Consider the following 23,280-nt stretch of genomic DNA (forward strand, 5'->3'; position numbering starts at 1 on the left):
TATGAGTCAGCAATATCAAAAATATTATGTGCCGGCGCAAAGTGGCTGGCCCATTATCGGAGCCGTTGCGCTATTTCTGATTGCCGTTGGTGCCGGTACTGCCGTCCAGCAAATGAATCAGGGCGGCGGGTACGGTCAGTGGTTGCTGCTGGCGGGCGCAACCTTGTTGATCATCATGCTGATTGGATGGTTTGGCAATGTGATCCATGAGTCGATGACGGGACTCTACAGTGAGCAAATGGATCGTTCATTCCGCCAAGGCATGAGTTGGTTTATTTTTTCAGAAGTGATGTTTTTTGCAGCATTCTTTGGCGCCCTATTTTACGCAAGAATGCTCGCCGTTCCTTGGCTGGGCGGTGCCGATAATAATGAAATGACCCATGCTTTACTTTGGCCCGAATTTTCAGCCCATTGGCCACTAGTTTCTATGCCAGATGGCGGTGAAACTCAAGCCATGGGCTGGCATGGGCTCCCCCTATACAACACCATCATTTTGTTAATCTCATCCGTTACTTTGCACCTAGCGCACGTCAGCCTTGAACAAGGTAAGCGTACGGCTTTAACGGCTTGGTTATTCTTGACCATCGTATTGGGCATCGCCTTTTTGTTCTTGCAAGTCGAAGAATATGTCCACGCCTATGTGGAAATGGGTTTAACGCTTGATGCGGGGATCTACGGCAATACCTTTTTCTTATTGACCGGTTTTCACGGCATGCACGTCACACTGGGCACCATCATTCTGATTGTGTTGTTTGGCCGAGTCCTCAAAGGCCACTTCACAGGCGATCAGCATTTCGCATTTATGGCTGGTAGTTGGTATTGGCATTTTGTGGATGTGGTGTGGCTGTGTTTATTCGTGTTTGTGTACGTGATCTAAAACGGCCGTGGATTAAAGCTGATTTGGCCGGTAGCGGCGAGCAGTAAAAGCAAAATCACAATCGATGCTGAAAAGATTAACCGGCGGCCGATGAAGTGAGACATATGAGGTCGATTGCCGGCTTTGGAATGAGTAGACAACATTTGGCGCAGCGCTAAAGCCAAATTGCCAATGGCAACGAGTAGCAGGGCAACAATGATGAGTTTGATAAACCAATGCATGGATAACCCTTGTTGTTGGTGACTTAGAGAAAGGTGGTAATGCAGCTATCTTGGCGAATGATAAGTTTCAGTCTTTTTACCTTGGTGGTGTTCGCAGGGTTGGTCAAGCTTGGCCTATGGCAAACCGAGCGTGGCGCACAAAAGCAAGCGCTACTCGATACTTTGCAAGCACAATCCAATCAAGCACCCGCCGATCTATTTGCCATTCTGAATACGCCGTTACCGCAACGCCACGGTATGCCTGTGAAGCTCAAGGTAACACTCGATGCAGGCCGCAGCGTGTTGTTGGATAACAAAACCTTCGAGGGCAAGGTTGGTTATCAGCTGTTGGTTCCGGCCCAACATCAAGACCGTCACTTGTTAGTTCACGTTGGTTGGTTACCAGCAACACCAGACCGAAATGAATGGCCTGCGATACCGCAATTACCAACGACCGTTTGGTTAACAGGGCACATTAAATTACCTAGCCGTGTACCCGTGCTCAATGACGCTTTAATCATTGAACGAAAAGGCGCTGTGGTGCGCAGTCAAACCGAAGCGCCAGCCATTTTATCGGAGGCGCTTCAATTACCGTTAGAGCCGTGGTTAGTGCGACTCGATGAACAAGCCGAATGGGGCTTGCCACGACAATGGCAATGGTTGTCGATGGGACCAGAAAAGCACTATGGCTACGCGTTGCAGTGGTATTCACTTGCACTGGCCATTTTTATCTTGCTGCTGTTGTTTTGATGGCGAGCATGGCGCTCAGCCGAGCACAGCGCGTTGTCCACCAAACAGATTCAGTCTGCGGCGACTCAGGAGAAAATATGAAAGCACTCACGTCAGCACAGCGCACGTTACTCTTGGTGTTATTGGTGTTTGCTGCGCCGGTGATTTGCGCTTACTTGATTCTACGGTTGGGATGGTTCACTGGCGGGGTTACCGCCCATGGTGAAATGCTGATGCCGCCAGTCGAACGAGTCCAGTGGCGTCAGTCCGATTGGCAGCGAGAGTGGGCGTTAATCGGCATTTGTGAGCAACAATGCGAGCCGATGCAAAGCTATTTACAACGCATTAAATTGACGCTCGGCCAATATCAAAACCGAGTTGTGGTGCTATCTGTTGGTGAGCAAGCGCCAAAATCTGCCGCTAATCATGCCGAGCAACAATTGTATTGGCGTAACGAGTTACCCGATTTGCCCGCGAATTGGCAGGCGGCGGGCACTATTTTAATCATGGATCCACTTGGCCACATTATGTTGGCCTATCCACCGACGCCGATGGAGCAGGCGGCTGAACAAGGGCGCGGGGTTAAATCCGATTTGTACAAGATGCTGAAATTGTCTCGGGTAAGTTAGCCATGAGAGTTGTTGCCATTGTTGCGGTTGTACTTGGTTTTCTGGTGATCCAACTGGGGGCTTATACACGCCTAACGGACGCTGGTTTGGGCTGCCCAGATTGGCCGGGTTGCTATGGCACTATTGCTGTGCCGCAAACGGAGGAAGCGATTAGTGCTGCGAATCGAGCGTTTCCTGAACGGCCGGTGGAGCCGACTAAGGCTTGGAATGAAATGATTCATCGCTACCTTGCGGGTGCATTGGGTTTACTCATTGCGTGTTTGGCGGTGATGGGCTGGCGACGCGGGGGAAGTATTCGGCGACTGAGCAGTGGCTTGTTGGTGTTAGTGATTTTTCAAGCCATGTTGGGTATGTGGACCGTGACCATGAAGCTCAATCCGCTCGTAGTCTTGGCCCATTTGCTGGGTGGTTTTTGTACGTTGGCTTTGCTTTGCGTGCTGGTTAGTTGCTTGCGAACAACTGAACCTGCAATTAGCGAAGGGAGGCGCACCAGTCCTTGGTTGCTATTGGCGTTGATTGTGGTGTTGGGGCAAGTCTTACTGGGTGGGTGGACATCAGCCAATTATGCTGCCACCGCCTGCACCCAGCTGCCAGTCTGTGAAGCGGGTTGGCAAGAACGATTCGATATTGGTGGCGCCTTCTCATTGCCTCAAAGTGACGATGGTAGTTACGAATATGGTCGCCACAACTATCAGCAGCGCATGACCATTCATGTGTTTCATCGCTTTGGCGGCGTATTGACGGTGCTGGCTGTTTTGGCCGCGGCGTTGAGTCTTATGCAACAGCAGCGTCGAGCTGCTGGCTTGTGGTTATTGTTGCTGGTGACGGTGCAGTTTTCATTGGGCTTAGTGAATGTTGTTGCTCATTTACCTATCGCGGTTGCCGTTGGTCATAACGGTGGTGCCGCCTTGTTATTTGCCAGTTTGATGGTGATGTGGACTCGCCCCGGTCGCCATCGGATCTTCGGAGAAAATCATCATGGCTAGATCAATCACAGTGCACAGTGGTAGTTTTCGCGCTTGGGTTATGGGCGAAGCCAATTGGGCAGACTATTACCAAATGACCAAACCCAATGTGGTGATGTTGTTGTTACTCACCGCGCTCGTTGGTATGTGCATAGCGTCTCAAGGCTGGTTACCTTGGCAACCCGTGGTGGTTGGTTTAGTGGGAATTGGATTGGTGTCAGGTGCGGCGGCTGTCCTCAATCATGTTGTCGACCGGCGCATTGATGAGCAAATGGCTCGTACTCACCATCGGCCGATTCCTCGTGGCGTCATTGATGCGCCCAGAGCTCTGGGCTTTGCTGCTATTTTGGGCCTTGTAGGCACTGCGCTCTTGTGGCTGTTAGTGAATCCATTAACGGCCATGCTGACGGTGCTGGGCTTGGTGGGATATGCGGGGGTTTATACCCTGTATTTAAAACGGGCCACGCCACAGAATATTGTGATTGGCGGGCTAGCGGGCGCTATTCCACCTTTACTGGGGTGGACCGCAGTAACTGGCCAGATTGATGCCGAGCCGCTGCTGTTGGTGATGCTGATCTTCACGTGGACACCGCCTCACTTTTGGGCGTTGGCGATCCATCGACGCAACGATTACGCACGAGTTAACGTGCCTATGCTGCCTGTTACCCATGGCGTTGAATTTACCAAAACGGCCGTGCTGCTTTACACCTTGCTGTTATTTGTAGTGGGGCTTATCCCATTTTTGGCAGGCATGAACGGTTGGTTATACCTGCTGGGCAGTAGTGCACTGAACTTGATGTTCGTGTACTACGCCGTGCGCCTAAAGTGGGGCCCTGAATCAGTTTGGGCCATGAAAACCTTTCGCTTTTCTATTGTTCACCTTATGCTTTTGTTTATGGTTATATTGGTCGATCATTTTGTCAGCGGATGAACGCTGCTGAGCCCTAAGGTGTTGTTGTGAAAAACCGTTTATTGTTTTTGGCTGCGGCGGTGTTCGCTGGTCTCGTTGGCTTTTGGATCTCTAGCAGTATTAAGCAAAACGTGACGGAAAAACCCACAGTCGTTGCCTCTGGCTATGGTTATCAGTCCGACTCGCTGGTGGTGTACCAACCGCAACGGGAATTACAACCTTTCCACCTGACGGATCACCATCAACAAGAGGTTAATCGAGAGCGCCTACAAGGAAGCTGGACGTTGGTGTTCTTAGGCTACACTTTTTGCCCTGATATATGCCCAATGACGTTGGCAATGTTAAACGGCGTGTATCCCAAATTAGCCGAGGCCAGTGATTTACCCGTTACGGTATTGTTTGTGAGTGCTGATCCACAACGAGATGATTCGGCGCGCTTAGCAAGCTATCTGGAGTACTTTAATCCTGCTTTCGTTGCCGCAACGGCGCCGCATTCCGATCTATTCCCGTTCACTCGCAATCTTGGTTTGGCCTACGCGCTTTACGATGGCAACAACAGCGATGCCTATTTAGTGGATCATTCCGCATCCATAGTCTTGATTAACCCTGCTGGTCATATTCATGGCGTGTTCAAACCGGTGCCCGTTGCAGGTGAATTACCTACCGTTAAAGCCTCTCAGCTGCTGGAAGATTTCAAGCGCGCTATTGAGTTACCTTGATGATCGCTAACCTAATCGCCACGGTGCAACGTATCGAGTTGCACCGTAAGGTTGGCAAAATCGCTGTGCCAATGATCCTTGCTAACCTAACAGTGCCATTGCTGGGACTAGTCGATACGGCGGTCATTGGTCACCTCGATGAGGTGTATTATCTCGGCGGCGTAGCCGTTGGTAGCATGGTGGTGACGCTGCTTTATTGGCTTGCGGGCTTTTTACGCATGTCGACTACGGGGTTAGCGGGGCAAGCGCTCGGCGCCGATGACGGTCATCAGCAACAACAAGTATTGCTGCAAGGGCTGGCGCTCGCTATTGGTTTAGGGTTGTTAGTGGTGATTGCCAATAGTGCTATTTGGCATGTTGCATTGGCCTTAATGAAGCCGTCGGCTCAGGTGGCCATCCAAGCACAACTATATTTCGATATCCGTATCCTATCGGCGCCAGCAGCATTGATGAACTTAGTTCTGATGGGGTGGTTCATCGGGTTACAGCGCAGTCGCACGGCGATGGCGCTTATTATTCTTACGAACAGCGTCAATATTGTCCTCGATTTAGTCTTTGTACTGGGCTTTAAGTGGGGCGTACAAGGTGCGGCGCTTGCAACTGTTTTGGCCGACTACAGTGCGGCGGCGTTAGCATTATGGCTGGCGTGGCGGCTTCAACCGAAGTTAATCAAGTTACTGGCGCAACCGGCGAGTTGGCTCAAGTGGCGCCACATCAGTTCGTTGGTTGCGATGAATCGTGACATTTTTATTCGTTCGCTCAGCCTCCAACTATGTATTGCTTTTATGACCGCAAAAGCTGCGCGTTTAGGTGATGCGACCATTGCCGCCAATGCCGTATTGATGAATTTCCTCATGCTTATTGCCCTTGGTTTAGATGGCATTGCTTACGCTGCTGAAGCCATGGTGGCGCGGGCAAAAGGGGCAAAATGCCGCCTTGATGCGACGATTGCAATTCAGGTGAATAGTGCTTGGACCTTGATTTTGGCGTTGCTGTTTAGTGCCGTGTTCTGGCTGTTCGGTACTGCGATTATCAGCCTGTTGACTGACTTAGCGCCGGTTCGCGAAACGGCGCAAAATTTTATGCCGTATATTATTTTGTTGCCGTTGGCTGGAGCTGCGTGCTTTTTGCTCGATGGAGTTTTTATCGGCTTTGCCGCCGCTAAGCCAATGCGTAATACCATGTTAGTGGCCGCCTTTGGTGTGTTTTTCCCCGTTTGGTGGTTGTTACAGGCACAAGGCAACCATGCACTGTGGATCGCTTTTTTGTGTTTTCTACTGGCGCGTGGCATCGGTTTATCCGTGTGCTTACCCAAACAGTTACGCCAAGTAGCAGGTTAGCTGAGCAAGCATCCGCAATAAAAAAGCCTCGCATTGCGAGGCTTTTTTATTGGTGTTCAACTCGTACCTAACGGTTAGAGCTAGTAGTAGGAGTGCTCGCCGGGCTGGTGCTCGGTTACATCACGGACACCTTTGAGCTCTTCTGGAAACTGTTCCAGCAGTTGCTTTTCAATGCCTTCTTTAAGCGTCACATCCACCATTGAGCAACCATTACAGCCGCCGCCGAACTGCAAGATGGCGAAGCCTTCTTCGGTCAATTCAACCATTTCTACTTTGCCACCATGATTGGCAAGTTGCGGGTTGATCTCACTTTGTAAGATGTAGTTTATGCGTTCAACGAGCGGCGCATTGTCGTCAACTTTTTTAACGCGAGCATTTGGGGCTTTCAAGGTTAGTTGTGCGCCTAGTTTATCGGTCACGTAATCAATGGCTGCATCGTCGAGATAAGCTTTGCTTTCTGCGTCAACCACGGCGTCAAAACCATCGTACGGAAACAGCTCGTCGCTGTCTTCTACGGCGTTTTCTGGGCAGTAAGATACGCCGCACTCAGCGCTTGGCGTGCCCGGATTAATAACAAAAACGCGGATCCGCGTGTTGTCGGGCTGCTGACTCAGCAACTTAACAAAATGAGCTTGTGCTTCTGGAGAAATATCAATCATATCGGGCTCAGTCATAATACTTGACAAATTTACTTGGGTAATTGTAACGCTATTACCTCGGCGGACACAAGCTATCCATTACGGTGTCCGTGCAATGCACCAGACATCAACTCGCTCTACACCATGGTTTTTGAATTGCTGCGCGAGGTTGTTTACCGTGGCTTGCGTGGTCACCACATCATCAACAATGGCAATGTGATGATAATTGCACGGTTCAACCTGATACATGCCATTGACTTGCCGTTTGCGCTGAGCTTTGTTGGTTCCGGCTTGGCTGGTTCCTCCAATTATTCGAGCACAACAGGATTCATCTAACGGTAATTGGTGATAGTGAGCGAAGTCTTGCGCGATCACGCTGGCGGGGTTGAATCCACGTTGACGCATTTTACTTTGATGACTGGGCACGGGGATCAGCACTTGCGGCATATCAACGTCCACACAGCGCGTTAACCAGGCTGCTGTTAGTGCACGGCCAGCCACTTGATCGCCGTGGTATTTGAATCGTTGCATCAAATGTTGGATATGAGTTTGGTACCAGCCTAATGCAACCATCCTATTAACAGCAGAATCCTCTTGCTGACAATGGCCACAGAGAAGTAGTTGCGGGCCATTTGGGCTGACTTGATGTTTTAACGGTAAGCCACAACAGCTACAGGCTTGTTCTGAGAGCGGAAGTCGATCATAGCAAGGTGCACATAAGGTTGGTCGGCGCGTATTGTTTGTGGGGAGTTGGCACAAGGCGCACCGAGGCTTTAGTAGGCGCCCTGAAAGCGCAGTCACTACACCACGTATTTGTTGCCACTTGGCGTTCCACGTAAAAGTTCTTACCATGTCGTCCTTGATTGTTGATGTAGCCAAATCCGTTGGCTTAACCAGTATGGATCTCAGATGACAGTAATGCGAATTGGCAATGGCGACGATTTAGTCCTACTCCACGGGTGGGGCATGAATGGGGCGATTTTCGAATCGTGGGCGGAGCGCCTGAAGCAGCACTTTTGCTGTCATTTAGTTCATTTACCAGGGTTTGGTGGCAGCGCAGCATGTGACAACGCTGATCTGGACGAATGGCTTGATGCGCTATTACCGAAACTGCCTGAGCAAGCGTATTGGTTAGGCTGGTCGCTCGGAGGCTTACTCGTTCAGCGTTTAGCGCAGCGCCATCCTGAACGTGTCTCGGCACAATTATTAGTGGCGACGACACCTCATTTTCCGGCAGTCGAACCGTGGCGCGGCATTAAGCCACAGGTGCTTGCCCAATTCGTTGAACAATTAAGCCAGAACCCCGGTAAAACCATCGAACGGTTTTTGGCAATCCAAGCAATGGGAAGTGAGTCTGCTAAGCAGGACATTCGCCAAATCAAGGCGCAGCTTTCAGCTCATCCGGCGCCAAATGACATTGCCCTTCAACAAGGCTTAGCTTTACTGCAGCAGGTGGATTTTCGCGATGTTGCAACTCAGCCCCCACAGCATTGGCTGCTTGGTAAGCTGGATTCACTAGTGCCGGTTGCGTTGGCTGAATCCATTCAAGGCGTCGCTACCGTGTTACCCAAAGCCTCTCACGCACCGTTTATTAGTCACCCAGAAGAATCGACCGAATGGCTATTACGTGCGACGGGCAAGCTCGATTAAGTGAGTGCGCTTAGTGTCAAAAATATAGCAATAAACGTTATTCTGACGCGGGTTCAGCCGCTGTTCAGCTTCTCGCTTTAAACTGTTAAAAGCTTTCATTTTGTTATTGTTTGTACGATAATTAAACAGCTTCTGTTTGGAGGGGGTCGACATGAACAGTATTCATCAATCGGGAATTAACCTAGTTAATCAGGCTTTCTATACCGCGTCTCAGAGCGCGCAAGAGATTGCTGAAGTTGTGGTTGAGCCTGAAACTTCCGAACTTTCTAGCAGTAATTTAATTGGCCCAGTTGTCGAACTGAAGAAAGCTGAAATCCTCAGTTTAGCGGGTACTAAAGTGATACAAACAGCCGACGATATGGTCGGCACATTGATTGACACTAAAGTGTAAGCACGATTATGAATCTCGTTTCTAACTTTGCCCATGTGCCCGTGAGTCCGGTAAATCCGCAGACTCAGGCGGTTGCGCATGACAACAAAGTGCGCGAGATCATTCGGCAACCCGCGCAAACAGAGGGCTTTCCTCGCGAGCCGGGCATCGCCAAAGATCAAGAACAGCAACGGCCCCAAACCAAAGACAATCGCCAACGCTTGGTTGCTTCAGACAATGCCTTTGAGAGTCTCGACACCGTTGAAAATGAGTCCGAAGAAGGCATCGAGGCCATTGGTGACAGCTCACAAGAGCAAGGCGAAGAACGTGGTGAAAATACCGAGCAACAGCAACGCCAAGCTGAACGTGAGCAAACCGATCAGCAACAAGCGATTGAGCAACAGGAAATTGATGCGCTAGAAGCTCGCGACCGCGAAGTGATTGCCCACGAGCAAACCCACTCTGCGGTTGGCGGTCAGTATGCAGGCGCGCCCAAATATAGTTATGAGCGTGGCCCCGATGGTGTGCTTTATGCTGTGTCTGGTGAAGTGTCCATTGATGTTTCGCCGGTACCCAACGATCCGGTCGCAACCATCCGCAAGATGCGTCAAATTCAAGCTGCAGCTACTGCTCCGGCTGAACCGTCAGCACAAGATCGTCGAGTGGCGCAAGAAGCGGTTCAGCTTATTGCGGAAGCTCAGGCGCAAATTGCCGCCGGTGACACGGGTGACGATGAAGCCTACCAATCAAACCGCCGCCGATTTAGCGAAGCGGTTGCCGATGCCACGCAAAACTTGCAAGGGCAAGATAAAGAAACGTTGCAAGAAGAAAAGCAAGGCCCTCTTAGTGATAAGCAAACCATTGCTCAAATGGCAATGCGTAACGCGGTGATTGCCGATACTTATCAGCGCAGTAGTTTAAGCTCTGCCGGTATCTTGATAGGCAGCGTTTAACGCCGCTTATCAAGCTTGACCAACTTCCCATCTTTTATTTTCTTTTTGCCTTAGCAAAGGCGTCGGCAAAGGCATTATTGACCGGCGCACTTTTGGCTTGCCCCTGGTGTTTAGCTGGTGCGGAAGAGCGTTGTGGCTTGCGGCCCTCGGAGGGTTTGTTTTCTGCAACATCGCCCATCCTCATCGTCAGGGCAATGCGCTTGCGGGCAATATCGACTTCCATCACCTTCACTTTGACCACTTGGCCGGCTTTGACCACATCTGCAGGGTTGCTGATGTAACGATCTGCCAGTGCGGAAATGTGGACTAAGCCGTCTTGATGAACACCAATATCAACAAAAGCACCGAAGTTGGTGACGTTGGTAACAACCCCTTCAAGGATCATGTTTGGTTTCAGATCTGCAAGAGTTTCAACCCCATCTTTGAAGGTGGCTGTGGTAAATTCAGGACGAGGATCGCGGCCGGGTTTTTCAAGCTCAACAACAATATCGGTTACCGTTGGAACACCAAATTTGTCGTCAGTGTAGTCGCTGATATTTAACCTTTTTAAAGCGCCACTTTGCCCCATAACATCGCTGATTTGCCAACCATTGCGTGACAAAATTCGCTCAACAACAGGATAGGCTTCAGGGTGAACGGAAGACGCATCGAGTGGATTTTTACCATTACTGATACGCAAAAATCCGGCGCATTGCTCGTACGTTTTGGCGCCCAGTCGCGCCACTTTCAATAACTGCTTACGTTGGGCGAACGCGCCATTAGCATCGCGATAATCGACGATGTTTTGTGCCAAAACTCGGTTGAGACCAGCGACTCGAGTGAGTAATGGCGCTGATGCCGTATTCACATCAACGCCCACCGCATTTACACAATCCTCAACCACGTTGGTCAAGCTAGTGCCGAGTTGCGTTTGGTTGACATCATGTTGGTACTGGCCAACGCCAATGCTTTTAGGGTCAATTTTCACTAATTCGGCGAGCGGATCTTGCAGCCTACGGGCAATTGATACGGCTCCACGAAGCGAAACATCGAGATCAGGAAACTCATTGGCGGCCAACTCTGACGCCGAATACACGGACGCGCCAGCTTCGCTAACCATGATTTTTTGTAGCTCAGGAAGACCCATCGCTTGGATCAGTTCGGCGGCAAGTTTATCGGTTTCACGCGAAGCCGTACCGTTTCCTATGGCGATTAAATTGACCGAGTGACGCTTGATTAACGTTGCCAAGGTCGCTAACGATTGTTGCCATTGTTGTTTAGGAACATGAGGGTAGATGGTGGCGGTATCGAGTAACTTGCCAGTGCCGTCTACAACGGCAACTTTCACGCCCGTGCGTAAGCCCGGATCTAAGCCAAGAGTGGCTTTATGGCCTGCAGGCGCAGCCATTAGCAAATCGTTAAGGTTGCGCGCGAATACCGAAATCGCTTCATCTTCAGCTTGTTCGCGGAGCTGACCAATCAACTCATTTTCTAATTGCATCAGTAGTTTAATGCGCCATGTCCATTGCGCCAGCTGTTGTCGCCAACGGCCAAGCGTCGATTGGTCGGCAGACAGTCGCAAATGGCCTGCAACCAATTGATCGCCGGGTTCGATATCGTCCGGCAGGGTGACCTTCAACTGCAAAACGCCTTCGTTGCGGCCCCGCAACATGGCAAGCGCACGATGTGAAGGAACCTTGTTAAGGGGCTCACTGTGGTCGAAATAATCGCTAAATTTCTGGCCGTTCTGCTCTTGCCCATTGAGGACGGTGGCGCTGAGCACGCCATGACGTTTTAAATGATTACGCGACTGGCCAACTAACTGGCTATCTACAGCTAAACGTTCCATCAAAATATAACGGGCGCCATCTAGGGCTGCTTTGCTGTCAGCAATGCCTTTGTCAGGGCTAATGTACGCCTGAGCCATTTGCTCAGGCTCGCCGGATGACGCTGTTAATAGCGCTTCAGCTAATGGCTCTAAACCGGCTTCGATGGCGATTTGGCCTTTTGTGCGGCGCTTTTGTTTATAGGGTAAATACAGATCTTCGAGTTGAGATTTATTATCGGCATTGCCAATAGCTTGTTTCAACTCTTCAGTCAGTTTGCCTTGCTGATCAATGGCCTTGAGAATGCTTTGGCGACGATCATTCAATTCGCGAATGTAGTGCAGTCGTTGCTCTAGGTTGCGTAATTGGGTGTCGTCTAAGCCGCCAGTCACTTCTTTTCGATAGCGAGCGATAAACGGTACTGTTGCGCCTTCATCTAATAGTGTGATGGCAGCATTGACCTGAGCCGTGGCTGCGTTTAATTCAGCCGCAATTTGTTGAGCAATGTTTTGCATGGGATCTCTTAAACATTCGTTGCCGGTTATGCGTTTGCAAACGGCGTATATTGAATTTTATTGATGTACCAAATCTTGGTGCCTTCAGGTGTTTGCACCTGAATCTCGTCGTCTTCTTGCTTACCGATGAGCGCCCTGGCCATGGGGGAGTTAATGGTGATGTGTTTCTTTTTTACGTCAATTTCGTCAGTGCCAACAATTCGATAATGAGCGAGTTCACCATCATCATTTTCCACTTCGACATAGGCGCCAAAAAAGACTTTGCCATCTTGCTGGGGTGAGTAATCGACGATCTCTAACACTTCCAAGCGCTTCATTAAAAAACGTAACCGCCGATCGATTTCCCGTAGTCGCTTTTTTCCGTAAACCATTCCGCATTCTCACTGCGATCACCAAGTGCTGCAGCTTCTGATACCGATTGAGTCACCCGTGGCCGTTCTTCTTTCCAAAGGTATTTCAGTTCTTGGTCTAGTTGATGCCAGCCCTCGCGGGTGATCAGGTTTGTTTTCATGCGGCGGTAATATGGGCTTGTGAAGATGCAATGGTTTTAATATGCGGCCAATTAACGTAATTCCAAGATAGCCTTGACTGCGCTTGTCACATAATTTGTAACAAAACGCTGATCTCATTTGCATTCAATGTTTTGCTTCATTTGCTTGGGGCACACTATAGTGATCGAAAAAGGAGGCTTTCATGAATCAGGAAAGTACCAAAATTCTGGTAGTAGACGATGACATGCGCTTGCGAGCTTTGCTGGAGCGATATTTAGTTGAACAAGGCTATCAGGTGCGTGTGGCACCAAATGCCGAACAAATGGATCGCTTACTGGAGCGAGAGAATTTTCATTTGATGGTGCTGGATTTAATGTTGCCGGGCGAAGACGGGCTATCGATTTGCCGTCGAATGCGTCAACAGAACAATGAATTGCCCATTATTATGCTGACCGCTAAGGGTGATGAAGTCGATCGCATTATCGGCCTAGAATTGGGCGCCGATGATTATTTGGCCAAGCCGTTTAACCCGCGTGAACTACTTGCCCGTATTCGAGCGGTGTTACGCCGTAAAACGCAAGAAGTTCCTGGTGCGCCTGCTCATGAAGAAACCATTGTTGAATTTGGTGATTTCAAATTGAACCTGGCGACACGTGAAATGTCGCAATTGGGCGAGCCGCTGACGCTGACAAGCGGTGAGTTCGCGGTGCTAAAAGCATTGGTGACGCACCCTCGAGAGCCGCTATCGCGCGATAAACTGATGAATCTTGCGCGTGGCCGCGACTACTCTGCACTTGAGCGCTCGATTGATGTTCAAGTTTCACGTTTGCGAAGGATGCTCGAACAAGACCCATCAAACCCTCGTTACCTGCAAACGGTATGGGGATTGGGTTATGTGTTCGTGCCCGATGGCACTTCCGTTTAAAGGCGGTTAAATGATCCGGATTTGGCCCCGCAGTGCGTTCGGGCAAACCGTATTGCTGATTGGTAGTTTATTGCTACTGACGCAAATGGTGTCTTACTTTATGGTGGCGTTGTACGTCATCAAACCTTCTTATGAGCAAATTGTTCACCTGCTTGGCAATCAGGTGCGCTTGGTGCTGGACGATCATAATCCGGGTAATAAGATGCTGGCGCCCGCGCTCAAGGCTCGGATGCTGTCGAGTACCGGCATTGAAATATTTATTGAACCGCAAGCCATGGCTGAAGGGTTGGCATCGGCCACGCCTTACTCTTTGCTGTCCGAACAAATGAGCAATGAGCTTGGTGGTAATGCTCAGATCCGCATTGAGCAAGGCTCTAATTACATTGTGTGGGTCAATGCGCCGCAGGCACCAGAATTGTGGTTGCGGGTGCCAATGAAACAGCTTGAAGAGAGCGATTTTTCGCCGTTACCCATGTATCTGGCTATTATTGGCGGTTTAAGTGTGTTTGGTGGCTGGCTGTTTGCTCGGCAACTCAATAGGCCACTAAAAGCACTGCGCATCGCGGCCTTAAAAGTGGCTCGAGGCGACATGCCTGAAACCTTAAAAGAGTCAGGCACTCAAGATGTGATGGAAGTGACTCGTGCTTTTAATCATATGGCCAATGGTATCAAGCGTCTCGAGGGAGACCGCAATTTATTAATGGCCGGCATTTCCCACGATTTGCGTACCCCGCTGACACGGATTCGGTTAGCGAGTGAAATGATGTCGGATCATGATGATTGGTTGCGCGATGGCATTGTGCAGGACATTGACGACATGAATGCCATTATTGATCAATTCATTGATTACATTCGTCATCACAAAGACGAGTCGCTCGAACCCTATCAACTCAATGATATTGTTTCTGAAGTGGTGCTGGCCGAAGAAGTGCGGGATGTTGCGATTCACTTCAATCCTGACGCGCAATTACCTGAGATTCCGTTGCGACGCGTCACCATCAAGCGGGTGGTCGCAAACTTGGTGGAAAATGCATTGCGTCATGGAGAGCCGCCTGTTGATTTAGCAACAGGCATTGATTCTGCAAATCAAAAAATTTGGCTTACTGTCCGTGATCATGGCGTTGGAATACCCGACGACGAACTACAAAATGTGTTTGAGCCGTTTACCCAAGGCGATAAAGCTCGCGGTAGTGAGGGTAGCGGCTTAGGTTTGGCAATCATTCGTCGAATCGTATTGTCCCATGGCGGCAAAGTCTCACTGAAGAATGTTAATGGTCAGGGCTTAATGGCTCGGATTGAATTGCCGATTAGCTAGTGAGAGCTTGCCGAGCCAGTTCAAACGGAGAGCGCCTGCTCATGGTCATGTAACATGGGATGGCACCGCTAAACATCACAGAGCAATAAAAAACCCGCCGAGGCGGGTTTTTTAGTTGGAAGCGATTAACCGTTACACTTTCGGTCCTGCGTCAACGAGTGCTGCGCCAGCATCGTTGTCGGTGTACTTCTCAAAGTTTTTAATGAAGCGGCTTGCCAGATCTTCTGCTTTGGCTTGCCAGTCAGCAACATCTGCGTAGGTATCACGAGGATCCAAAATGGCTGGATCCACACCAGGCAGTGCCGTTGGTACTTCAAGATTGAAGATCGGTACTTGCTTGGTTTCTGCTTTCTCAATGGAATCATCGAGAATGGCATCGATAATACCGCGGGTATCTTGAATAGAGATCCGCTTGCCTGAGCCATTCCAGCCAGTATTCACCAAATAAGCTTCCGCACCTGCAGACTCCATGCGTTTTACCAGCACTTCCGCATACTTGGTTGGGTGCAGCGTTAAGAATGCAGCACCGAAGCAAGCGGAGAAGGTTGGCGTTGGCTCGGTAATACCACGCTCAGTACCTGCTAGCTTGGCAGTGAAGCCGCTAAGGAAGTGATACTTGGTTTGCTCAGCTGTTAACTTAGAAACCGGAGGCAGCACGCCGAATGCATCTGCTGTTAGGAAGATCACTTTGTTGGCATGGCCGGCTTTGGAAACGGGCTTGACGATATTCTCAATGTGGTAGATCGGGTAGGACACGCGCCCATTTTGAGTTTTGGAGGTGTCGTCGTAGTCGACAGAGCCATCGTCCCGTACCACCACATTTTCTAACAGTGCATCGCGCTTAATCGCGTTATAAATATCTGGTTCGGCTTCTTTACTTAGGTTGATAGTTTTGGCGTAGCAGCCACCTTCGTAGTTAAACACGCCTTCATCGTCCCAGCCATGCTCGTCATCACCGATGAGTGCACGTTTTGGATCGGTAGAAAGGGTGGTTTTACCGGTACCTGATAAGCCAAAGAAAATAGCTGTGTCGCCGTCTTGGCCAACGTTTGCAGAGGCATGCATGGAGGCGATGCCGCGCAATGGCAGGTAGTAGTTCATCATGGCGAACATGCCTTTTTTCATCTCGCCACCGTACCAGGTGCCGCCGATGACTTGCATCTTCTCGGTCATGTTGAACACAGTGAAGTTTTCGGAATTCAGGCCGTGTTCACGCCATTTAGGATTGGTTGTTTTGGAGCCATTCATGACAACGAAGTCAGGCTCATAATCTTCCAGCTCCGCCTCGGTGGGGCGCAGGAACATATTGGTCACGAAATGGGCTTGCCATGCAACTTCAACAATAAAGCGAACTTTCAGACGAGTATCTGGGTTGGTGCCACAGAAGGTGTCCACGACGTAAAGTTTTTTGCCGGAAAGTTGTTGAGTAACCAATGCCTTGAGGTCATTCCAGACTTCTTGGGTAATTGGCTTGTTGTCGTTTTTGGCTTTTTCAGAGGTCCACCACATGTTTTCGCGTGTGGCGTCGTCGCAGACAATCCATTTGTCTTTGGGCGAGCGGCCGGTGAAGATGCCGGTATCGACAGCTACAGTGCCGTTTGCCGTTACGATGCCTCGTTCGAAGCCTTCTAGTGACGGATCAGTTTCAGCTTCGAAAAGCTGTTCGTATGACGGATTGCGGATGATCTCAACGGTATCTTCTATGCCGTACTTCGTAAGATCGAGTGTTTGGATCGGAGCGTCCACAGTCATGTCGTTCTCCTAGTTTTAAGGTGTAGGGTTGTAGGTTTAGTTTATTATCTTTCTGGTTAGACATTGTTGTCGCTCGGCACTCTGGCAGTCCTGTTGCCAGATCAAAAAATAAGACGTTATCAACGGTGTTAACCGATCAACGTCACAAATTTGGGGGTCATAAATCGGCCCCCAAGAAAAACTAATGAATTGAAGGGTTGGTCTTACCAAACAATTCAATCATGTCTTCTTGATTGAAAACATGGTGGCTATTGCAATATTGGCAGTGAATATCCACCTGCTCTTGCTCGCTAAATAGCTGTAATACTTCGTCTTTCCCCATAGACAATAAAGCCTGCTTGCTACGCTCGCGAGAGCAGCTGCATTTAAAACAGACCGATTGAGCTGGGTAAAGGGTGACATTTTCTTCGTGAAACAAGCGGTGAAGTACCTGCTCCGCAGGCAGGTCGAATAGCTCTCCAGCCTTGAGTGTGCTGGTCAACACCTGCAAATGTTGAAAGTCATCAGCATCGTTTTGCTGGGGCAATGCTTGCAATAAAATACCGCCACACTGCTGCGATTCGGCGTCGGCAAATAGCTTGAGGCAAGTAGCTAACTGTTCAGAGCGAATAAAGTACTGTTCGAGGCAGGCACTAAATGTCGCTTCACTCAGTTCAACAATGCCTTGATAACGCTCACCTTGATCGGGGGCAACGGTAATCACCATTTGGCCATGGCCAATCAGTTGTTGAAATCCCATGTCCGAGCCAGCGTGGCTTTTTAAGCGAGCAATGCCGCGCATGCTCTGATCGTTACGGCCATTGATAACCAATAAAGATAATGGTCCATCACCTTGAATTTGAACAGTTATTTCACCTTCAAACTTTAGCGTGGCAGTTAATAAGCATGTGGCAGCGAGGGCTTCGCCCAATAGCTTGGCGATAACCTGCGGGTAGTCGTGCCCTTCAATTATGCGGGCGTAAGTGTCGTGCAGTTGCACCAACTCGCCACGGCAATCGCGCTGCTCAAATAGGTAACGGTGCAGCAGGTCAGCATCTGGTTGAATCACGTGAGTAAGTCCTCAAATTAGCTAATCGTGTTTGCGTTAAACGTTACTCAAAAATTGAGTGTATCTAAAAGTTCGGCAACACGGCATGGTTCACAAAAAGTTTTTGATAAAAAATTATTATCATTACTCATTCGATTGAGGCCGAAAAGGCCTAAAAACGGCGCGATTATATACCTAGGACCAAGCAATAATCTCGTTTCTGAATGAATCTCAATACCTTGGCTGAAAAACTCAAGTGATGGAAAGTGAAAGGTAGGTTGCCATCTTGCCAAATGGCTTTCATAAAACTGTCATTACTCCGTCGTTAAACTACGACCGAAGGGGCATGGTTAAGACTCACGCTGACGCGATTTTAGTTGCAGTAGTTCGCGGCGTTGTTTCTTATCGGGCTTGGTGGGTGGCGCTGTTTTACTATCAAACGCTAATTTTCGCTGTTGTTGCAGCTGCTCTCGTTGTTGCTTACTTTCTGCTGTTTCTTGATACAAACGTTGAGCTTCCGGTGCACTTCGGCGGGTTCCGCTCAATTCTTGGATCACCACAGTTTGGTCGACAAAGCCTTGGCTAATGCGAACAGTGGCTCCCACTTCAATCGTTTTGCTCGGTTTGCAGCGCTGACCGTTGTAGCGAACCTTACCGCCTTGCACCATTTGTTGGGCAATTGAACGGGTTTTATAAAAGCGGGCGGCCCACAGCCATTTGTCTAAGCGAATGTTACTCGAACACGACATGCTCAACTCTCTGTTAACAAAACAAGTGACATAGCGCTAGAAACACTAACAGAAATTAGAAGATAGTGTGAAAACAGCCATGACTTGGGTTGTCGGCGGCCCGTTGCCTCGTTTAACATGGCTGCTCTTTGCCACGGCTGGCGAAGCGTGCTGTTTATTGAATTCTAAAGAAGAGTAAGAATGAATTGGGAAGTAGTTGCCAGGCGCTGGTTAAGTAACCTATCGACGGGAAAAGTTCCTATCGATAAAATCCGGCTTGCCCTTTTAATCTTGCTTGCAATCACGGTTGCATATTTGTTGGCTGCGCTGACCTTGCGCCTGTTGCCTTCCAGCCATTCTAAAGGGCAATGGCAACCGCCTAAAGCAAATCAGGAAGAGGCCAATCAGCGAGATATTAGCGCCCTGCAAGATTTGAAACTGTTTGGTGATGCATTAGCGCCCGCTGCGGTGCAGAAAAAAGCGGTGGATGCGCCAAAAACCAAGTTGCGAGTGAAGTTAACCGGTGTGGTTTCCAGCTCTGTGCCACAGCGAGGTTCAGCCATTATTGAATCGAAAGGTTCGCAGGCGACTTATGGTGTTGATGATCGCATTGACGGGACTCGTGCGGTGATCAAGGAAATTTACCCTGACCGAGTGATCATTAGTAATGCAGGTGTGTCTGAGACCCTGCAATTGGATGATGCTTACGCCAAAACCACATTCAGCCGCAACGAAAATAAAACTACAACACGTAAGTCGGCCAAGCCGACTGGCAACCCGAAACTAAAAGAAGCGTTAGAGTCCGTCCGTTCGTCTACATCGACTCAGGACAAAATCGCCAAATTAACTGATTACGTAAAAATTACGCCCGTGCGTGATGGCACGCAATTAAAAGGATTTCGGATCAACCCAGGTGTTGACCAAGCGCTGTTCAAAGCGGTTGGTTTGCAAGCCAATGATTTAGCCGTTGCGCTAAATGGCTATGACTTAACTGATCTCTCCCAATCCGCGCAAGTGATGGAAGAGCTAAACACCATGACTGATCTGTCGCTAACCGTCGAACGTGACGGCCAATTGTACGACTTTTTATTGGAACTACCGTCGCCGTGAAGCTAACTAACTATTTGCTTATGAAACAATTATCTATTCGCCCAGCAATAAGCTGGTTGCGCCATTTAGCTTTGGCTTCGTTATTGAGTGGGGCCGCGTTGACGGCCGTAGCTGCGGAATACACTGCCAGCTTCAAAGGCACAGACATCAACGAATTCATCAACATCGTTGGTAAAAACCTCAATAAAACCATCATCATCGATCCAGCGGTGCGCGGTAAAATCAACGTCCGCTCGTACGATTTGTTGAACGATGACCAGTACTATCAGTTTTTCCTCAATGTGCTTGAAGTCTACGGCTATGCGGCCGTTGAGATGGAAAACAACATTGTCAAAATCGTGAAAGACAAAGACGCGAAATTTTCACCGACCCCAGTTGTTGGTCGAGACGGAGTTGCCGTCGGCGATGAGTTTATTACTCGTGTTGTACCAGTGCACAATGTGTCGGTACGTGAATTAGCACCGTTATTGCGTCAGCTGAACGACAATGCTGGCGGCGGTAATGTGGTTCATTACGATCCATCGAATGTATTGATGATCACTGGCCGAGCGGCCGTAGTGAACCGTTTGGTCGAAATTGTCGACCGAGTTGACCAAGCTGGCGATCAGCATGTTGATATTGTTGATCTTGAATATGCTTCTGCTGGCGAGATGGTGCGCATTGTTGAAAGCTTAAATCGTACTTCTGGCGGTAAAAATACGGCCGATTTCCTAACCCCTAAATTAGTGGCTGACGATCGCACCAATAGCGTCATCGTGAGCGGCGAAGAAAAAGCCCGAGTTCGCATCGTGACGTTGATTCAACGCCTTGATAAAGAACTCGCGAGTAGCGGCAACACCCGCGTGTTCTACCTCAAGTACGCCAACGCAGAAGATTTGGTGAAGGTGCTCGAAGGCGTTAGTGATTCGATTTCCTCCGAAGAAAGCGGCGGCAACAAGGCAAAAACGCGTACGCGCAATGACGTCAACATTGAATCCCATGAAGACAGCAATGCCTTGGTGATCACCGCTGAGCCATCGATGATGCAATCGCTTGAAACGGTGATCCGTCAGTTGGATATCCGTCGGGCTCAGGTTCATATCGAAGCCATTATCGTCGAAATTATGGAAGGAGATGGCGCTAGCTTAGGCATTCAGTACTTTAGTGAAGATACTGGTGTCATGCAGTGGAATGATGGCACTCAGGTACCCGTATCGGGTTTGTGGGCCGGTCAGCGTGCTGCGGAAGATGTGCCGGGCTCAACTGTTTGTACCGGTGACACCTGTACCGAGAACCCAACCACCGATGGCGATTACACCTTGCTAGCCAGTTTGCTGGGCCAAGTTAACGGTATGATGATGGGTGTGATTGAAGACGATTGGGCAGCCGTGATCCAGGCCGTTAAAAGCTCGACTAACTCCAACATTCTGTCGACGCCTTCGGTTACTACTCTAGATAACCAAGAAGCCTATTTTATTGCCGGTCAAGACGTTCCGATTTTGACAGGCTCAACAGCCAGCTCAAATAACGCTAACCCATTCCAAACCATTGAGCGTCAGGAAGTGGGTGTGAAATTGAAAGTCACGCCGCAGATTAACGAAGGTGACGCCGTTCAATTAGTGATTGAACAAGAAGTGTCTTCGATTTCAGGGACTACATCGGTTGATATCACCATCAACAAGCGCGAGCTGAAAACAACGGTCATGGCGGATAACGGCGATACCGTGGTGCTAGGTGGTTTGATTGATGAAGACGCCCAAGAGAGTGAATCGAAAGTTCCATTTCTCGGTGACATTCCAGTATTGGGTAAACTCTTTACGTCTACTTCAACTAGCAAAACAAAACGTAATTTGTTGGTATTTATTCGTCCAACCATCGTTCGTGATGCGGCGACTATGAATGCAGTAAGTTCGCGTAAGTACAACTTCATGCGGGCATTGCAATTGTCACAAGACGAACAAGAGTTACCGATTATTCGCGAGAACGTGCCTGTGTTGCCGGAATATGGCACCACCATTGACAGCGATGAGAAGTACTTGGAATACCTGAAAAGCCTAGAAAAGAAACAGGACGACGATGAGTAAGTTAGAGCATGTCGATCCGTTAGACGAAAGCATCGAGCTAGCCGAGCAACAGCTGGCAGACGCTGACGTTACCGAGGCTGATGTCGAAGACGAAGCGATTAGCCGACTACAATTGCCGTTTGCCTTTGCGCGTGAAAATGGTGTGTTGTTGGTATTGGATGACGATGCCCCGCGTTTGCTGTATCGCGCGGCGGCGGATTGGCGCTTCATTACCGAAGCTCGTCGAGTGGCCAATCGCCCGTTGAGTCTAGAGCTACTGGCTGATGATCAGTTTGAGTTGGCCCTCACTACAGAATACCAACGCGATTCCAGTGAAGCGCAGCAATTGATGGAAAACATCGGTAACGACGCTGATTTTTACACCCTCGCCGAAGAATTGCCGGAAACCGAAGATCTTTTAGACTCCGACGACGATGCGCCCATCATTAAGCTCATCAATGCCATGCTCGGGGAAGCCATTAAATATGGCGCCTCTGATGTCCACATTGAAACGTATGAGCAGAGCTTAGTGATCCGCTTCCGGGTTGACGGCGTGCTGCGTGAAATGCTCAAGCCAAATCGCAAATTAGCATCCTTACTTGTGTCGCGAATTAAAGTCATGGCGCGCTTGGATATTGCTGAAAAGCGGGTGCCGCAAGATGGTCGTATTTCGTTGCGCATTGCCGGCCGAGCCGTTGATGTGCGGGTTTCTACCATGCCATCAAGTCACGGCGAGCGGGTTGTATTGCGTTTGCTAGATAAGAATCAGGCGCGGCTCGATTTAGAAAGTCTCGGCATGACCGAACAAGTGCGCGATCAATTTGCTGAAGCCATTGCCAAGCCCCACGGCATTATTTTGGTCACCGGTCCTACGGGCTCCGGTAAAAGTACCACCTTATATGCCGGCTTAACCGAAATTAACAGCCGTGAGCGCAATATCCTGACGGTTGAAGATCCAATTGAATACGCCATTGAAGGTATTGGCCAAACGCAAGTAAACAACAAGGTCGATATGACCTTTGCGCGCGGCTTACGCGCCATTTTGCGTCAGGATCCAGATGTTGTGATGGTTGGTGAGATTCGAGATTTAGAAACGGCTCAAATTGCCGTGCAAGCCTCGTTAACGGGCCACTTAGTGATGTCCACGTTGCACACCAATACCGCGGTTGGCGCCATTACTCGTTTGCACGACATGGGCGTCGAACCTTTCTTGTTATCGTCGAGCTTATTGGGCGTGCTGGCGCAACGGTTAGTGCGTACCCTTTGCCCTGCGTGTCGGGTGCCATATAACCCGTCAGCAGCAGAACGTGAGTTAGTACACCTAACGCCAGATGAACCTGCGTCCATGTATCACGCGAAAGGCTGTGATAGCTGTAACCATACGGGCTATAAGGGCCGGACGGGTATTCATGAGTTGCTGGTGGTGACTGACGAAGTGCGAGAAATGATTCACAACGGTGAAAACGAGCAGCGCATCGAGCGTTTGGCTCGTGAACACAGTGCCAGTATTCGAGCCGATGGTTTCCAAAAAGTTCTAGCGGGTGAAACGACCCTAGAAGAAGTCATGCGAGTTACTCGCGAGGAATAACC

At 49.5% G+C, this 23,280-nt stretch carries 22 protein-coding genes and 1 pseudogene; 15 read left to right on the forward strand and 8 right to left on the reverse strand.

Features of this window, described 5'->3' with window-relative positions; translation table 11 throughout:
* Position 1 precedes the first annotated feature (1 nt).
* The gene (locus K0504_RS09330; protein WP_220103916.1) at positions 2–877 is read left to right on the forward strand and encodes a cytochrome c oxidase subunit 3; all 876 of its coding nucleotides are present in this window, start codon (positions 2–4) and stop codon (positions 875–877) included.
* On the opposite strand, the gene K0504_RS09335 is transcribed toward K0504_RS09330, so the two are convergent.
* Positions 874–1,098 carry a DUF2909 family protein gene (locus K0504_RS09335; protein ID WP_220103917.1) on the reverse strand — a complete coding sequence of 75 codons (225 nt, stop codon included), beginning with the start codon at positions 1,096–1,098 and terminating at the stop codon, positions 874–876. The two genes, K0504_RS09330 and K0504_RS09335, sit on opposite strands and share 4 nt — an antisense overlap.
* 39 nt (positions 1,099–1,137) lie before the next feature.
* On the opposite strand from K0504_RS09335, the gene K0504_RS09340 reads away from it, so the two are divergent.
* The 6 genes from K0504_RS09340 to K0504_RS09365 all read left to right on the forward strand — a co-directional run bounded on the left by K0504_RS09340 (position 1,138) and on the right by K0504_RS09365 (position 6,369).
* Complete coding sequence (locus tag K0504_RS09340; protein WP_220103918.1) at positions 1,138–1,827, forward strand: SURF1 family protein; 690 nt, start codon at positions 1,138–1,140, stop codon at positions 1,825–1,827.
* A gap of 77 nt (positions 1,828–1,904) precedes the next feature.
* A complete protein-coding gene (locus K0504_RS09345) occupies positions 1,905–2,435 on the forward strand; it encodes a hypothetical protein (protein WP_220103919.1) in 531 nt (176 codons plus the stop codon).
* A gap of 2 nt (positions 2,436–2,437) precedes the next feature.
* A complete protein-coding gene (locus K0504_RS09350) occupies positions 2,438–3,421 on the forward strand; it encodes a COX15/CtaA family protein (protein WP_220103920.1) in 984 nt (327 codons plus the stop codon).
* Positions 3,414–4,331, forward strand: a complete 918-nt coding sequence (gene cyoE, locus K0504_RS09355) for a heme o synthase (protein WP_220103921.1) — start codon at positions 3,414–3,416, stop codon at positions 4,329–4,331. The genes K0504_RS09350 and cyoE overlap by 8 nt, the downstream gene beginning before the upstream one ends.
* 26 nt (positions 4,332–4,357) lie before the next feature.
* Positions 4,358–5,029 (forward strand): SCO family protein, encoded by a 672-nt coding sequence (locus tag K0504_RS09360; RefSeq protein ID WP_220103922.1) that lies wholly within the window; start codon positions 4,358–4,360, stop codon positions 5,027–5,029.
* Positions 5,029–6,369: an MATE family efflux transporter gene (locus tag K0504_RS09365; RefSeq protein ID WP_220103923.1), complete on the forward strand. Its 1,341-nt coding sequence runs from the start codon at positions 5,029–5,031 to the stop codon at positions 6,367–6,369. The genes K0504_RS09360 and K0504_RS09365 overlap by 1 nt, the downstream gene beginning before the upstream one ends.
* Positions 6,370–6,449: 80 nt before the next feature.
* Here K0504_RS09365 and nfuA read toward each other — a convergent pair whose 3' ends face one another.
* Both nfuA and K0504_RS09375 read right to left on the reverse strand, forming a co-directional pair.
* Positions 6,450–7,028 (reverse strand): Fe-S biogenesis protein NfuA, encoded by a 579-nt coding sequence (nfuA, locus tag K0504_RS09370; RefSeq protein WP_220103924.1) that lies wholly within the window; start codon positions 7,026–7,028, stop codon positions 6,450–6,452.
* A gap of 78 nt (positions 7,029–7,106) precedes the next feature.
* Positions 7,107–7,859, reverse strand: a complete 753-nt coding sequence (locus K0504_RS09375) for a ComF family protein (RefSeq protein ID WP_220103925.1) — start codon at positions 7,857–7,859, stop codon at positions 7,107–7,109.
* A 57-nt stretch (positions 7,860–7,916) separates the two neighbouring features.
* On the opposite strand from K0504_RS09375, the gene bioH reads away from it, so the two are divergent.
* The 3 genes from bioH (at position 7,917) to K0504_RS09390 (ending at position 9,980) form a co-directional block, all read left to right on the forward strand.
* A complete protein-coding gene (gene bioH / locus K0504_RS09380) occupies positions 7,917–8,657 on the forward strand; it encodes a pimeloyl-ACP methyl ester esterase BioH (RefSeq protein WP_220103926.1) in 741 nt (246 codons plus the stop codon).
* A 151-nt stretch (positions 8,658–8,808) separates the two neighbouring features.
* Entirely contained in the window at positions 8,809–9,048 is a 240-nt protein-coding gene (locus K0504_RS09385) for a hypothetical protein (protein WP_220103927.1), read from the forward strand.
* A gap of 8 nt (positions 9,049–9,056) precedes the next feature.
* Entirely contained in the window at positions 9,057–9,980 is a 924-nt protein-coding gene (locus K0504_RS09390; RefSeq protein ID WP_220103928.1) for a putative metalloprotease CJM1_0395 family protein, read from the forward strand.
* 34 nt (positions 9,981–10,014) lie between these two features.
* Here K0504_RS09390 and K0504_RS09395 read toward each other — a convergent pair whose 3' ends face one another.
* Together K0504_RS09395 and greB are read right to left on the reverse strand one after the other, a co-directional pair.
* A complete protein-coding gene (locus K0504_RS09395; RefSeq protein WP_220103929.1) occupies positions 10,015–12,300 on the reverse strand; it encodes a Tex family protein in 2,286 nt (761 codons plus the stop codon).
* Between the two features lie 26 nt (positions 12,301–12,326).
* Positions 12,327–12,811: pseudogene (greB, locus tag K0504_RS09400) on the reverse strand (transcription elongation factor GreB).
* 182 nt (positions 12,812–12,993) lie between these two features.
* On the opposite strand from greB, the gene ompR reads away from it, so the two are divergent.
* Together ompR and envZ are read left to right on the forward strand one after the other, a co-directional pair.
* A complete protein-coding gene (ompR, locus tag K0504_RS09405) occupies positions 12,994–13,716 on the forward strand; it encodes an osmolarity response regulator transcription factor OmpR (RefSeq protein WP_220103930.1) in 723 nt (240 codons plus the stop codon).
* Positions 13,717–13,726: 10 nt separating this feature from the next.
* Entirely contained in the window at positions 13,727–15,031 is a 1,305-nt protein-coding gene (gene envZ / locus K0504_RS09410; protein WP_225918065.1) for a two-component system sensor histidine kinase EnvZ, read from the forward strand.
* A 132-nt stretch (positions 15,032–15,163) separates the two neighbouring features.
* Here the strand turns inward: envZ and pckA are convergent, their stop codons facing one another.
* The 3 genes from pckA to hslR form a co-directional block, all read right to left on the reverse strand.
* The gene (pckA, locus tag K0504_RS09415) at positions 15,164–16,765 is read right to left on the reverse strand and encodes a phosphoenolpyruvate carboxykinase (ATP) (RefSeq protein WP_220103956.1); all 1,602 of its coding nucleotides are present in this window, start codon (positions 16,763–16,765) and stop codon (positions 15,164–15,166) included.
* Positions 16,766–16,964: 199 nt separating this feature from the next.
* Positions 16,965–17,828 (reverse strand): Hsp33 family molecular chaperone HslO, encoded by an 864-nt coding sequence (gene hslO / locus K0504_RS09420; RefSeq protein ID WP_404822998.1) that lies wholly within the window; start codon positions 17,826–17,828, stop codon positions 16,965–16,967.
* 332 nt (positions 17,829–18,160) lie between these two features.
* The gene (gene hslR / locus K0504_RS09425; protein WP_220103932.1) at positions 18,161–18,559 is read right to left on the reverse strand and encodes a ribosome-associated heat shock protein Hsp15; all 399 of its coding nucleotides are present in this window, start codon (positions 18,557–18,559) and stop codon (positions 18,161–18,163) included.
* 180 nt (positions 18,560–18,739) lie between these two features.
* Between hslR and gspC the strand changes: the two genes are divergently transcribed.
* Genes gspC through gspE form a run of 3 tightly spaced genes read left to right on the forward strand, consistent with a single transcriptional unit; the run spans position 18,740 to position 23,278 of the window.
* Positions 18,740–19,648, forward strand: a complete 909-nt coding sequence (gene gspC, locus K0504_RS09430; protein WP_220103933.1) for a type II secretion system protein GspC — start codon at positions 18,740–18,742, stop codon at positions 19,646–19,648.
* Positions 19,649–19,668: 20 nt separating this feature from the next.
* Positions 19,669–21,711, forward strand: a complete 2,043-nt coding sequence (gene gspD, locus K0504_RS09435) for a type II secretion system secretin GspD (RefSeq protein ID WP_220103934.1) — start codon at positions 19,669–19,671, stop codon at positions 21,709–21,711.
* On the forward strand, positions 21,704–23,278 hold the full coding sequence (gene gspE / locus K0504_RS09440; protein WP_220103935.1) for a type II secretion system ATPase GspE: 1,575 nt from the start codon (positions 21,704–21,706) through the stop codon (positions 23,276–23,278). Before gspD ends, gspE begins: the two co-directional genes overlap by 8 nt.
* Positions 23,279–23,280 lie beyond the last annotated feature (2 nt).

Origin of the sequence: Neiella holothuriorum (assembly GCF_019457915.1) — a bacterium.
Taxonomy (GTDB): domain Bacteria; phylum Pseudomonadota; class Gammaproteobacteria; order Enterobacterales; family Neiellaceae; genus Neiella; species Neiella holothuriorum.